Source organism: Prolixibacter sp. DSM 2831 (genome assembly GCF_056493735.1).
In genome coordinates, this window is record NZ_CM151379.1 from 571,546 (window position 1) to 585,461 (window position 13,916).

11 protein-coding genes are annotated in these 13,916 nt (G+C 47.5%); 7 read left to right on the forward strand and 4 right to left on the reverse strand.

Annotated elements, in window-relative coordinates; genetic code table 11:
* The first annotated feature begins 8 nt into the window (after positions 1-8).
* The 3 genes from mrdA (at position 9) to AC060N_RS02300 (ending at position 4,871) form a co-directional block, all read left to right on the forward strand.
* Positions 9-1,970 (forward strand): penicillin-binding protein 2, encoded by a 1,962-nt coding sequence (mrdA, locus tag AC060N_RS02290; RefSeq protein WP_479525705.1) that lies wholly within the window; start codon positions 9-11, stop codon positions 1,968-1,970.
* Positions 1,967-3,391 carry a rod shape-determining protein RodA gene (gene rodA / locus AC060N_RS02295; protein WP_479525706.1) on the forward strand — a complete coding sequence of 475 codons (1,425 nt, stop codon included), beginning with the start codon at positions 1,967-1,969 and terminating at the stop codon, positions 3,389-3,391. Before mrdA ends, rodA begins: the two co-directional genes overlap by 4 nt.
* A gap of 181 nt (positions 3,392-3,572) precedes the next feature.
* On the forward strand, positions 3,573-4,871 hold the full coding sequence (locus tag AC060N_RS02300) for a KamA family radical SAM protein (protein WP_479525707.1): 1,299 nt from the start codon (positions 3,573-3,575) through the stop codon (positions 4,869-4,871).
* Between the two features lie 5 nt (positions 4,872-4,876).
* On the opposite strand, the gene AC060N_RS02305 is transcribed toward AC060N_RS02300, so the two are convergent.
* Entirely contained in the window at positions 4,877-5,488 is a 612-nt protein-coding gene (locus tag AC060N_RS02305) for an acyl carrier protein phosphodiesterase (protein WP_479525708.1), read from the reverse strand.
* 162 nt (positions 5,489-5,650) lie between these two features.
* On the opposite strand from AC060N_RS02305, the gene AC060N_RS02310 reads away from it, so the two are divergent.
* Together AC060N_RS02310 and AC060N_RS02315 are read left to right on the forward strand one after the other, a co-directional pair.
* On the forward strand, positions 5,651-7,000 hold the full coding sequence (locus AC060N_RS02310; protein ID WP_479525709.1) for a cyclic 2,3-diphosphoglycerate synthase: 1,350 nt from the start codon (positions 5,651-5,653) through the stop codon (positions 6,998-7,000).
* Positions 7,001-7,104: 104 nt separating this feature from the next.
* Complete coding sequence (locus AC060N_RS02315; RefSeq protein WP_479525710.1) at positions 7,105-8,007, forward strand: carbohydrate kinase family protein; 903 nt, start codon at positions 7,105-7,107, stop codon at positions 8,005-8,007.
* Between the two features lie 15 nt (positions 8,008-8,022).
* Here AC060N_RS02315 and AC060N_RS02320 read toward each other — a convergent pair whose 3' ends face one another.
* Positions 8,023-8,976, reverse strand: a complete 954-nt coding sequence (locus AC060N_RS02320; RefSeq protein WP_479525711.1) for a DMT family transporter — start codon at positions 8,974-8,976, stop codon at positions 8,023-8,025.
* Positions 8,977-9,641: 665 nt separating this feature from the next.
* Here AC060N_RS02320 and AC060N_RS02325 point away from each other — a divergent pair.
* Together AC060N_RS02325 and AC060N_RS02330 are read left to right on the forward strand one after the other, a co-directional pair.
* Positions 9,642-10,190, forward strand: coding sequence for a DUF1697 domain-containing protein (locus tag AC060N_RS02325; RefSeq protein WP_479525712.1), 549 nt, complete (start codon positions 9,642-9,644; stop codon positions 10,188-10,190).
* Between the two features lie 472 nt (positions 10,191-10,662).
* Positions 10,663-11,238, forward strand: a complete 576-nt coding sequence (locus AC060N_RS02330; RefSeq protein ID WP_479525713.1) for a superoxide dismutase family protein — start codon at positions 10,663-10,665, stop codon at positions 11,236-11,238.
* Between the two features lie 300 nt (positions 11,239-11,538).
* Here AC060N_RS02330 and AC060N_RS02335 read toward each other — a convergent pair whose 3' ends face one another.
* Both AC060N_RS02335 and AC060N_RS02340 read right to left on the reverse strand, forming a co-directional pair.
* A complete protein-coding gene (locus AC060N_RS02335) occupies positions 11,539-12,882 on the reverse strand; it encodes a glucose-6-phosphate isomerase (protein ID WP_479525714.1) in 1,344 nt (447 codons plus the stop codon).
* A gap of 22 nt (positions 12,883-12,904) precedes the next feature.
* Complete coding sequence (locus AC060N_RS02340) at positions 12,905-13,909, reverse strand: NAD(P)H-dependent glycerol-3-phosphate dehydrogenase (RefSeq protein WP_479525715.1); 1,005 nt, start codon at positions 13,907-13,909, stop codon at positions 12,905-12,907.
* Between the last annotated feature and the right edge of the window lie 7 nt (positions 13,910-13,916).

Below are 13,916 nucleotides of genomic sequence, written 5' to 3' on the forward strand. Positions count from 1 at the left end.
TAATAGTGGTGGATTCCAACGCAAAACGTACATACCTTATTGCAGCCATATTTTTAGTAGTAGCTGTGATGTATTTAATTCGCCTGTTTACGCTGCAGGTGGTTGATACTTCATACAAACTTTCAGCTACCAACAATGTGGTGCGCCGTATTGTGAATTACCCTGCGAGAGGATTGGTTTACGATAGGAAGGGGACGCTACTGGTTTACAATCAGGCTGCTTATGATGTGCTGGTTACGCCTCGCGAGTTGCAACCGTTCGACACGCTGGATTTCTGCAACATTACCGGTGTATCGAAAGAAGAGCTGAAGGAGCAACTGCAAAAAGCAAAGGATTACTCTTACTTTAAACCTTCCGTTATCATCAAGCAGTTGTCGGCTCAGCGATATGCCATTCTGCAGGAACAGTTATACAAGTTTTCCGGGTTCTTCGTGCAAACACGTACGCTTCGTGAATATCCGCAGAAGATTGCATCGCACGTGCTGGGCTACGTTGGCGAAGTGAACCAGCAGATGATTAAAAAGGATCCGTATTACGAAACGGGTGACTACGCTGGTATTACCGGACTGGAAAAATCATACGAAAAAGAGCTTCGTGGTAAAAAGGGAGTCAACTACCTGATGGTGGATGTGCACAACCGGATAAAAGGCTCTTTTCAAAACGGTCGTTACGACACAACCGCAGTGATTGGCGAAAATGTCGTGACTTCGCTGGACGCCGATTTGCAACGCTACGGCGAAAAACTGATGCAGGGAAAAGCAGGTAGTATTGTGGCCATCGAACCTTCGACCGGAGAAGTACTGGCGTTAGTCAGTTCACCGACGTATGATCCCAATTTGCTGGTTGGCCGCGACCGGGGAGAGCATTATCTGGCGCTGGCCCGTGATACGCTGAATCCGTTATTCAATCGGGCGCTCATGGCGCAGTATCCGCCGGGATCGACCTTTAAGATGGTGAATGCACTCATTGGATTGCAGGAAGGAGTGCTAACGCCCCGTATGCGCTATTGGTGTCATCACGGTTACACAGTGGGGAATTATCACATGGGATGTCACCATGATTCTGCTTTTGCACTGACTGGGTCCATTGCTGAGTCGTGTAATGCTTATTATGCGCAGGAATTTCGCAGTATCATGGAAAATCCGAAATACCCGGATGTACGAAAGGCTTACGATACCTGGCGGAAAGACGTGATGAGTTTTGGTTTTGGCCGTACGCTGGGAACCGATTTTCCGAATGAGCTGAAAGGATTTGTTCCTTCTTCCAATTTTTATGAGAAGTACGTGTTTAAAGGTTCCCGTTGGCGGGCTTTGCCGATTATTTCGCTGGCTATTGGGCAGGGGGAGTTAGGAATTACTCCTTTGCAGCTGGCCAATTATGCAGCCATATTGGCGAACCGTGGATATTATTATATTCCTCACATTGTCAAGAAAATTCAGAACGAAAATATTCCCACGCGGTTTACAGAGCGACATTATACTGATATCGACACTACTCAGTTCCCGAAAATTATTGAAGGAATGGAGGAAGTGCTAAAGCCCGGTGGAACCGCGGCAATGTCCCGGATTCCAGGGATTACGATGTGTGGAAAAACCGGAACGGCACAGAACCCTCATGGGGCCGATCACTCGGTTTTCATGGCATTTGCGCCGGCTGATCATCCGAAGATTGCCATTTCTGTTTATGTAGAGAATGGAGTCTGGGGTGCCCGGTATGCTGCACCGATTGCCAGTTTGATGATTGAAAAATACCTGACGGATTCGATTTCTTCCGGGAGGAAATGGCTGGAGAAACGCATGATGGAAGCCAATTTGCTGGAACCGAAAAAGCCTAAAAAGAAGGCTCCGGCGGAAAGAGAAACAACCGTCAGCAGCACGACAAATAAAACTCCTGAAAGGGATACGGTACCTCCTAAAGAGATAGCGGTAAAAAGAGATTCACTGGTTATACAAGAAGATACAATCAATTGATACGCAGGAATAACATATGGTATAATCTTGATTGGATCACGGTCCTACTTTACGTGATTCTGGTGATCATGGGGTGGCTGAATATTTATGCCGCCGTGTACAACGAAGACCACCAGAGCATCATGGACATGACCCAACGCTATGGTAAGCAGCTGATTTGGATCTTAATGGCTTCGTTTATTGCCATTACCGTGCTGATTATTGATAGTAAATTTTATGTCGCGTTTGCCTATGTGTTTTATGCTGTGGTTATTGTTCTGCTTGTTGCCGTCCTCTTCTTCGGAAAGGAGGTGAACGGTGCGCGCGCCTGGTTTGAAATTGGTGGCTTTGCTTTGCAGCCCGCTGAACTCGGGAAGTTTGTTACGAACCTGGCGGTAGCCAAGTATATCAGCCAGTACAATTTCAAGATGCACCGGTTTAAATCGTTAGCGGTGTTGGGGATGTTAATCGGTATTCCCGCACTGCTGATTATTGCTCAGAACGATACCGGTTCGGCGTTGGTTTATGCCGTATTCATTTTGGTTTTCTACCGCGAAGGCTTGTCGGGGATGTTTCTGTTCTGGGGATTTGCTGCAGCGGTGTTGTTCGTTCTTACACTTATTTGGAATGAAGTTCGCCTTGTAGGCTTCCTCATATTTGCATCGATACTGGCGTATGGAATTGTTCGCCAGAAAATGAAGGAAGTCGTTAAGATGATCGTCATCTTTGCGGCCATTTTGGGGGGTGTGTACCTGTTTAGTCACATGGTTCGTCCCGGATGGTCGACGGCTATGATTTTATATGTTGCAACAGGAATTTCGATTTTCATTTTCATTATTTACGGTATCCGGAAAAGAATTCAGCCGGTGTTGTGGGTTGTGCTGTTCTTTGTCAGCTCGCTGGCACTCAGTAAGTCGGTTTCTTTTGTGTATGAAGATGTGTTGGTCGCTCACCAGCGCGACCGGATTGATGAGGTACTGGGCATTCGCTCCGACCCGTTAGGCGTGGGTTACAATGTGAATCAATCGAAAATTGCCATTGGCTCGGGCGGTGTTACAGGAAAAGGTTTCCTGAAAGGAACCCAGACAAAGTTCAACTTTGTGCCCGAGCAGAGTACCGACTTTATCTTCTGTACGGTAGGCGAAGAGTGGGGCTTCCTGGGAACTTCGACGGTGATTATCCTATTCATGATATTGTTGATACGCCTGTTATTTCTTGCTGAACGACAGCGCTCCCGGTTTAGTCGGGTATATGGATATGGTGTGGCCGGAATTCTATTTTTTCACTTCGCTATTAATATCGGTATGACTATCGGTCTGGTGCCGGTGATCGGTATTCCCCTTCCGTTTTTCAGCTACGGCGGGTCGTCGCTATGGTCGTTTACATTCCTGTTGTTTATCTTTTTGCGCCTCGATGCTAGTCGAATGGAAATCCTTAGATAATAGCACGATAAGAACCCAATTTGAAGAATACCCTTTATTTTACTATCTTTGAGAGCCATTAAAATGAAGCTATCGCCTAACGTGCTGTCTAATAGGTAAATATATGCCTTCCTGAAAACGGCTTCATTATCCTTATTTGGCATCAATTTTATTTTGGGGTTATTTATAATTTTTCTAGGGTATGATGAAGTATCGTTCTTATTCTTTGTCCAATTTTCGTTCGATTCCGCAAATCGATCTGCTTTCTGAGAAACAGAAGTTGACCATAGAAGTGGTGGGCACTGTTTTGCCATTCAAGGTTAGTAATTATGTTATTGACGAGCTGATTGACTGGGAACATTTCGAGCAAGATCCTTTTTTTATTCTCACCTTCCCGCAACGGGGAATGCTATCAGATGAACATTTTAACGAAGTAGCTGATTTACTGAAATCAGGTGCTGAAAAAGCCGAAATAAAACAGGTGGTCGACCGCATTCGTTTGCAGCTGAATCCGAACCCGGCCGGACAGGAGCACAACGTACCGGTTTTTGAAGGTGAACGTTTGGCTGGTATCCAGCATAAGTACCGTGAAACCATGTTGTTTTTTCCCAGCCAGGGACAAACCTGCCATGCTTATTGCACGTTCTGTTTCCGTTGGTCGCAATTTGCTTTGCAGGATACAAAATTTGCCATGAAGGAAGCCGATCTGATGGTGAAATACCTCAGGGCTCATCCCGAGATTTCGGATGTGCTGTTCACCGGAGGCGATCCGGCAGTGATGAAAACCAAATTTTTCAGACATTACCTGGAAGCCATTATGGATGCTGACCTTCCCGGTGTGAAGACGATTCGAATCGGGACAAAAGCATTAACCTATTGGCCTTATCGTTTTACGACCGATGATGATGCGGAAGAGTTGATGGATTTATTCCGCAAGGTAACCGACAGCGGAATTAATTTGAGCATCATGGCCCATTTCAATCATCCAAGGGCGTTGGAAACAGATGCGGTTCAGGATGCGATTGCCAATATTCTTTCTACGGGTGCCCAGATTCGTTCGCAGTCGCCGTTGATGAAGCACATCAATGATCATCCGTTTTTGTGGTCGAAAATGTGGCGCAAACAGGTCGATTTGGGTATTATTCCTTATTACATGTTTATTGCTCGCGATACCGGCGCGCAAGACTACTTCGCGGTAACGCTGGACAATGCCTGGAAGATTTTCCGCAAGGCTTATCAGCAGGTAAGTGGTGTGTGTCGCACTGTTCGCGGCCCGAGTATGTCGAGCGAACCGGGCAAAATACGCATTGTGGGGGTATCGGAAATTAATGGAGAGAAAGTGTTTGTGTTAAACTTCATTCAGGGGCGGAACCCCGATTGGACGAACCGGCCGTTCTTTGCGAAATACGATCCGGATGCCATTTGGATAAGCGATTTAAAACCGGCTTTCGGAGAGGACGAGTTTTTCTTCGAAGAGGAGTTGGTTTCAATGAGTGATTAAATAATTTAGCCCCGCTTTAGTCGGGGCATTTTTATTTCTACCCCGGCCTCTTCTATTGCAAACTGGATGATTTCCGGAAAGAAGCGGGCAAAAGCCTCATCGAACTGTGCATATTCTTCCTTCAGTGTTTTCATCGCGAAAGGCGTTTCTTCGGGGAGGGAAGTGCGGCGGCTTAAAATACTTAGCGACTCCTCGATTCCTTTGAATTGTGCGTATGATTCCAGGCGTTTATGCTGAATGAGAAACGGTGCAAACAGCTTGACGCGGGCGGGCAATATTCGGTAGTTAGACATCAGTATGCCATGAAAACGGCGGGTGGCGCTCTTTAACGACAGAGTGGAATAACGTTCCCAGTTGGCTGCCAGAAAATGATCGAAGAAAATATCGGTAATGACGCCTGCATACTTGCGGTAACCCGGACGGAGTAACGCGTTGCAGGTTCGAACTGCTTCATGCTGGTCGGTAAATGCATCGATTTTACGGTGCAGTAAAATTCCTTTCTCTACTTCGGCCGGAAAATCACGGTGCTGCTTTCCTTTCACGTAATCACCAATGAAATTTCCCAGCATTATTTGCTCCGATTCTCCTGATAAGTAAATGTGTGCAAGATAGTTCATTCCATCCCTCCTAATCAGCGGGCAAAGTGCCATTTATTCCGGTAATATCCAAATCGGACGTTTTCGTCCGCTGATGAGGTGAGAAAATTCATGTTCTGGACGTATTGTTTTAGTTAACTTAAAAGAATCGTTTAAACCTCTCACATCTAAATCTTTTCAACTATGGCACGCCGTAATGTTCTTATCATCGGGGCTGCTGGCCGCGATTTTCACAACTTTAACACCTTTTTCAGGGACAATCCCGACTACCGGGTTGTTGCATTTACAGCCACCCAAATCCCCGACATCGACGGGCGAAAATACCCGCCGGAGCTGGCCGGAGCTAATCTCTATCCGGATGGCATTCCGGTGTACGAGCAAAACGATTTGGCGAAGCTGATTCGGGAACTGGAAGTGCAGGATTGTTTCTTTTCGTACAGTGATGTAGCGTATAAAAAAGTGATGAGTTTAGCTTCCGTTGTGCAGGCCGCCGGAGCCAACTTTATGTTGCTCGGTCCCGGCGAAACCATGCTGCGAAGTACCAAGCCGCTTATCTCGGTGACCGCTACCCGAACCGGATGTGGAAAAAGCCAGACTTCCCGGAAGGTGGTTGAACTGTTGACCCAAATGGGATTGAAAGTAGTGGCCATTAGGCACCCCATGCCATACGGCGATTTGAATGCGCAAAAAGTGCAGCGATTTGCTGAAATTGCCGACCTGAAGAAACACAAATGTACCATCGAAGAGATGGAAGAATATGAACCGCACATTGTTCGCGGAAACGTGATTTACGCTGGTGTGGATTATGAAGCGATTCTGCGTGCAGCGGAAAATGACCCCAATGGTTGTGATGTCATTTTATGGGACGGCGGGAACAACGATATGTCGTTCTACCACTCCGATTTGTCGATTGTGGTGGCCGATCCGCATCGAGCAGGAGCCGAAGGAGCTTACTATCCCAGCGAAGTAAATGTACGGTTGGCCGATGTGGTTATCATCAATAAAATTGATACATCGGAGCCGGAGAAAATTCAGGCCGTTCGTGATAACATTGCCCGCATTAACCCGAAAGCGGTGATCGTGGAAGGGGCTTCTCCCGTAAGGGTAGAAGATCCGGAGTTGATTCGCGGCAAGCGGATTCTGGCGGTGGAAGACGGCCCAACGCTGACGCATGGAGAAATGAAGATCGGGGCGGCCATTGTGGCAGCTCAGAAATTGGGTGCCAGTGAAATTGTCGATCCGCGTCCGTGGCTGGCCGGGAAGCTTGAAGAGACTTTCCGGATTTATCCGAACATCGGTACGTTGTTGCCGGCGATGGGATACGGAGACGAGCAGGTGAAAGACCTGGAAAAAACCATCAACAAGGTCGATTGTGACGCGGTGATTGTGGGAACGCCTATCGACCTTCGCCGTGTGGTGAAAATTAAAAAACCGTCGACAAGGGTATATTACGATCTGGAAGAGATTGGGGAGCCCAAATTGACGGGTATACTGGATGAATTCGTTAAAAAACATCTTCCCGGAAGGGTATAAGAACAGGAAAGCGGCTTCGGTCGCTTTTTTTTATTTTATATAAACATTACCTTCACGTGAAACTTGATGGCAACGGTTGGTTGCTCCAAAATTTTACTTCGTACATGACATATAATATCATCGCATTTGGGGAGTTGTTATGGGATTTGTTGCCTGAAGGCAAGGCATTGGGAGGCGCTCCGGCGAACTTCATATTTCGGGTGAACCACTTTGGAAATAACGGACGATTGATTACCCGCCTGGGAAATGACGAGCTGGGTAAAGAAGCGATGGAACGAGTGAAGGAAATCGGCTTGCCGACAGGATATGTGCAGGTGGATGAAAACGTTCCGACCGGAACAGTGGATGTGTTTCTGGACAAACAGGGAATTCCCGATTTTACCATCAATACCGGCGTGGCCTTTGACGAGATTGAATTTACTTCCGACATAAAGGAACTGGCTTCCGAAGCGCACTGCATTTATTACGGAACGTTGGTTCAAAGAGGTGATAAATCCCGTGAATCGCTTTTCAAATTGATCGATGCGGCACCCAAGGCGTTGAAATTTTGTGATATCAATTTACGGAAAGACTGTTATACACCCGAAACCCTGCACGAATCGCTTCAACGGGCAGATGTGGTCAAGATTAACGATGAGGAGATCATGGAGCTGGGGAAAATTTTTACGCTCATCGGGACCGATCCACGCAGCTATGGCGAGGATCTGATGATGCGATACGACCTGGGCATTCTGTTAGTGACGATGGGGCCCAAAGGAGCTTTGTGTATTACGCAGGATGGCGAATTCTTTTACGATTCGGGGTACGAAGTGAAGGTGAAAGATACGGTGGGCTCTGGAGATGCCTTTTCGGCCGGATTTATCCACATTTTACTGAAAACCGGAGATGTGCACCATGCGCTGAACTTCGGTAACGCATTGGGCGCTTTAGCGGCAACAACAGCCGGTGCAACGGTTCCCATCAGCGAATCGGAAGTGATGGCTTTTATGCGAAAATATTACGTTTGATTTAGCAAAACGAAATCACCTTACGGTTGATATATTCTGCCCGGAATTATTTTTCCGGGCTTTTTTATTTCGGTACTGTTCCGGCAACTTCGCTACAGCGATTATAATCACACCGGCGATGGAGAGCAACCCGCCAAAAATCTGGTAGCCTTGTGGCAGTTGTCCGAAATAAATCAACACACCTCCCATCACAAACAATCCTTTCAACGCCTGGATGATGGAAGAGCGCGAAGCTTCGATATGCTCGAAGCTCTTATAGAGCAGCAGGACCGCCAGGAACGGTCCGAAGAAAGCACCCAGTCCCGTATTGAGCAATGCCCTGCCGGGGACATGAAACGAACTCCCCGAAACAGCAATCCAGCCAATAGCAAACAGGAAGAGCCAGAAGGTGCGGTTGAAGTTGAGCAATTCCGGAGGGAAATCTTTCACCTTCACTTTTACCAGAATGGTGGTGGCTGCAGCAAACAGTGCATTCAGCACTACGATTCCCGTACCCGGAATAAAGAAGTCGGAGAGTTTGGCTGAGCCGGAATAGCTGGTAATGAAAGCTCCGAACAGTACAACTACGATTCCCACCGATTCGAGCCGGGTGAATCGTTCTTTCAGCAGCACGACCCCCATCAATGTTACAAAGAGCGGAAACAGGTTGCCCAGAAAACTCGTCACGGCCGGATTTTCGATGACTTTGATGGAGGCGAAAAACAGGGTGGTGGTGGCTATTTCCATCGCGCCCAGCGTAGGCAGTACCCAGCGCGACCTTTTCGGGATATTCCGCAATACGGACAACTTGCCGCGAAAGAGCACAACCGCCAGGTTCAGGCTGAAAGCAATCAGGAACCAGTAAAACCAGAACTGCGACATGCTCATGTGGTTCATGGCTGCCTTGCTGAAGATGTACACATTGCTGAACGAAATGGTGGCCAGCACCGTGTATATGTAGCCGCGCGGGCGGTTAGCCTGTGTTGTCATACGGTTGGTATTTGGATGCAAAGATAGTTGTTTAGAAAAAAGTTTTAAGTGTTAAGTTTTAAGAAGGAAGACAGAGATGAAGAAGCTGAAAGCACAGACTGCCATATGCTTCGTCGTTGCCGGTATTACCGGCTCGCAGGGTCAGGACATGTCCTGACCCTACCCACCCATGGACATACTCTTTTCTTAAAACTTAATACCTAACACTTAACACTTCTTCGAAAAACTTATCAACCGCCTCATATTATGTGTAGTAGTGGTCAACGGTCGTTTTTTAGTGGTGAACGTGCAAAAATCTGTGGTGAATGACACACTGTACGAAAAAGTACACCCGGATGGACGGAGTTATGAACAATAAGCGGAGATGTTGATTTAGGTTTCTTCTTTCTAATCGATTAATTTAGAGACTGTAGTTCAGTATGACTAATGATCGCTGAGATGTTAAAACTGAGTGAGACAAGACAAAAACAAGCAACAAAGATTTTCCAGATAATCCTTTTTCGACCCGGGGCACGGGTAATTTAGATCAATACGCTTTTAATGGTTTAGAAGGAAAGCTCCGGTAACCTTATATTTTCCACCAAAGGTACCGGGGCTTCATTTTGTCTTTGAACCTTCTGTCTCTGCCGTTGGTTTCATGAACCATAACCAACCCATCCTTTCAGATGACCCAATACATCGCTATTCTTCGTGGCATCAACGTGGGCGGCAACCGGAAAATTAAGATGGATGACCTGAAGGCGCTCTTTGCCGAGCTGGGCTTCACGGAAATTTCAACCTATATACAAAGTGGTAACGTCCTGTTCTCTTCCGCGAAAGCGGAGGATACCGTGGCATTGGGTGACAAGCTGGAGCAGGCCATTGCTAAGACTTTCGGCTTCGATGTGCCGGTGATTGTCCGCACGCTTGAGGAATTGCAGCAGGCCGTTGCCAACAATCCATTTTACTCTTCGCCCGACTCCGATATCGAACGGTTGCATCTCACCTTTCTGAAAACAGCACCGGCACCTGCTCAATTGGATGCCATTAACCAAATCAACCACACGCCCGATCAATTCAATATCATCGGTAACCATGCGTTTGTTTATTGCTCGGGGCGCTACAGCGAATCAAAACTCACCAACTCCTTCTTTGAAAAGAAGCTGAAGGTGCCTGCAACTACGCGGAACTGGAAAACGGTGTTGAAGTTGGTGGACCTTTCTTTGGGAAAATGAGAGGGGGAGAAATGGCGAATAGGCGATAGGGAGTGTCATTTTCGGATTAAACTGCCCTTTCAGGGCGAAGGTATTTTTGTGCCGGACCCGAATTCCCAAGGCGTTGCCGTTGGGCTGAAGTAAGCTGTCTCTTCAAGACGAAGAGCACATGAAATATTTCGAGGTGAGATTCCAATGCTATGATTTTCGGGCTGCAGGCCCGGTTTAATTTAGCCCAACGGCAACGCCTTGGGGTTGAAAAGCAACAAATTTGTTATCGCCCTGAAAGGGCAACTTACCACCGATTTTTCATGTTAATATTTGGTTATGAGGGAGAACTTCTTTATCGAAATTTGAACAAGATACCACTTTGATTAGTTCAATTTATTAAAGGCTAACAGGATAGAGGTATCCTGTCGTGCCGGTTAACCAGACAGCTAATCCGCCGAACGAATGAAACGAGATGAATGACTAACTTAAAAATGAAAGTGCTATGAGGAAGAGAATTTTCGTATGGAACAGTATGCTGGCAATTATTTTGCTAATTGTTACACAGTCTTGCGCTCCTAAGTCAGGACAACAGAACAGCACAGGAATGGAGAAATCGGCCACCCCGGAAATAACCAAAGCGGTGTGTGTCCTTCAACCGACTGCAGGAAATCACGTGACGGGAACCGTTACGTTCACAAAAGTGGATGGCGGCGTTCAGGTAGTAGCCGACTTGAAAGGTCTGGCTCCCGGAAAACATGGTTTTCACGTGCATCAGTATGGTGATATTTCCGCGGCGGATGGTACGTCGACCGGCGGACACTTTAACCCGGAAAATGTGAATCACGGTGGCCCGGATGCGGCTGTTCGTCACGTAGGTGACTTGGGCAATATTGTTGCCGCGGCCGACAGTACCGCTCATTATCAGCGGATAGACAAAATGGTGAAACTGAATGGACCGCACTCGGTGATTGGTCGTGCCATCATTGTGCACTCCGGTGAAGATGATTTGACGTCGCAACCAACGGGGGCTGCCGGTTCACGCGTTGCCGAAGGGGTGATTGGCATTGCCAAACCTTAATGGAATTACTACTTGATTGATTAGATATCGAAAGGGATTTCGCCTGATGGGTGGAATCCCTTTTTTGTTTTGAAAGGTTCTCAATGCAGTGTTTCGTAGGGACACGACATGTCGTGACCCTGCTTGCGGAGGCCTTTCAAGCCTTGCAAAAAGAAACATCCTGTCAGGTTTTTAAAACCTGACAGGATTGAACTCGCGAGTTAAACCACCGACAGGGTTTTCAACTACTGTCGGGGTCAAACAAAAAAAGCTGCCTCTGTGAGAGCAGCTTTTATATCATGGTTGTAACCTGTTAATTGCTTAGAGGCGCGATTTAATCTTTTTCGTCTCTTCTTCGAAGCCGGGTTTTTCGAGCAGGGCGAACATGTTCTTTTTGTACGCTTCTACTCCGGGCTGATCGAATGGATTCACCTCGAGAGCATAACCACTCATACCGCAGGCAATCTCGAAGAAATAAATCAACTGTCCGATGTTGTACTCGTCGATTTTCGGAACTTCTACACGGATGTTCGGAACGCCGCCGTCCATGTGGGCCAGGGCGGTTCCCAGTTCAGCCATCTTGTTGACCTCGTCGACGCGTTTGCCGGCCAGGTAATTCAGCTTGTCGAGGTTGTCCTTGTCTTCCGGGATACGTACTTCGTAATCGGGTTTCGCGATGGAAATAACGGTTTCGAACAGGATGCGTTCGCCTTCCTGAATGTACTGTCCCATGGAGTGCAGGTCGGAAGTGAAATCAACGCTGGCGGGATAAATTCCTTTGCCCTCTTTTCCTTCACTTTCGCCGTACAGCTGTTTCCACCACTCTGAGAAGTAGTGCAGCTTGGGAGTATAGTTGACCAGGATTTCGATTTTCTTACCTGATTTATACAGACTGTTACGAACAGCTGCGTACTGTGCTGCGAGGTTGTCTTCGAACGGAACGTTCACATCGCTGGCTTTTTCCATGTCGCGGGCACCTTGTACAAGCGCACGAACATCGAATCCGGCAACGGCAATCGGCACCAGACCAACCGGAGTCAATACAGAGTAACGTCCTCCGACATCATCCGGAATCACGTAGGTTTTGTAGCCTTCCGCGTCAGCGAGGGTACGCAGGGCACCTTTGCTTTCGTCGGTAATGGCAACAATGCGTTGACGGGCTTCTTCCACGCCATATTTGTCTTCAATATCCTGACGAAGCAGACGGAAAGCCAGCGCCGGCTCGGTAGTCGTTCCCGATTTGGAAATAACCGCCATCGCGTACTCTTTTCCTTTCAGCAGTTCGCGCAATTCGTGCAGGTAATCTTCACCGATGTTCTGTCCGGCGAAGAGAATATGCGGAGCATCGCTTCCTTTCAGGTGTGCGAATGAATCAGACAGTGCATCCACCACAGCTTTGGCGCCGAGGTAGGAGCCACCGATTCCGATGACCACAAAAATGTCGAGTTTCTTGCTTCTGAGGCGGGCTGCTGTTTCTTCCACATCACTCAAATGCTCTTCGGTGATAGCAGTTGGAAGGTTTACCCAACCCAAAAAATCGTTTCCTTTTCCGGTTTTTTCGTGGAGAGCTACATTGTTCTTTTCCATCGTTTCCTTCCATGCGAATACTTCGTCGCGGGAAACAAAGGAAAAGGCTTTCTCCATATCCAGCTTGATATTGTTCATGATAGCGAGATTAAAATATGATTTATCGAAGATGTTCTGTTAAAATCCTCAGTTCAATGGCCGGTGAGATGTTCTCGTAAAGTATATTGTAAACAGCGTCGGTGATGGGCATGTTCACATTGTACCGGCTGTTTATTTCCCGGATACACTTGGTGGCGAAGTAACCTTCTGCAATCATGTGCATTTCGAGCATGGCGGTACGTACCGTATAACCTTTACCGACCATGGTTCCGAACGTCCGGTTACGGGAATATTGTGAATATCCGGTTACGAGGAGGTCGCCCAGGTAAGCACTCGATTTAATGTCGCGGGTGATGGGATGCACCGTGTCCACAAATCGTTTAATTTCCTGGATGGCGTTCGACATCAGCACAGCCTGGAAATTATCGCCATAACGCAATCCGTGCGAAATACCAGCCGCAATCGCCATGATATTTTTGAGAACGGAAGAATACTCGGTTCCCCAGATATCGTCGGAAATATGGGTCCGGATATACGGACTTTCCAGAAGGAAGGCGAACTGCCGCGCCCTTTTTACATCGGGGCTGGCGATGGTGAGGTACGACAACAGTTCCCGTGCTACCTCTTCGGCGTGACATGGGCCGGCAATGACGCCCACCTGGTCGTATGCCACGTTGTAATATTCGTGGAAAAACTGTCCAACCACCAGGTTATCGTCCGGAACAATCCCTTTGATGGCCGATACGATAAACTTCTGACTAATATCTACCGTCAGGTTCTTCAGCGCATCTTTCAAAAAGGCCGAAGGAATGGCGAAGACCAGGATATCCGACTGCTCGGCAATTTCGTTGATGTCGGAATAGAAATGAATCCGGTTGACATCGAACTCCACCGCCTGCAGGTAGTTGGGATTGTGGTGGAATCTCCGGAACAGATCAATGGTTTCTTCCTTGCGGAAATACCAGTTGAGTTCCGGAACATTATTCATAAACATCTTGGCAAGAGCTGTGGCCCAGCTCCCGCTTCCGATGATGGCAAGTCGTAATTTCTCGCTTATTTCAGACATTCAATGA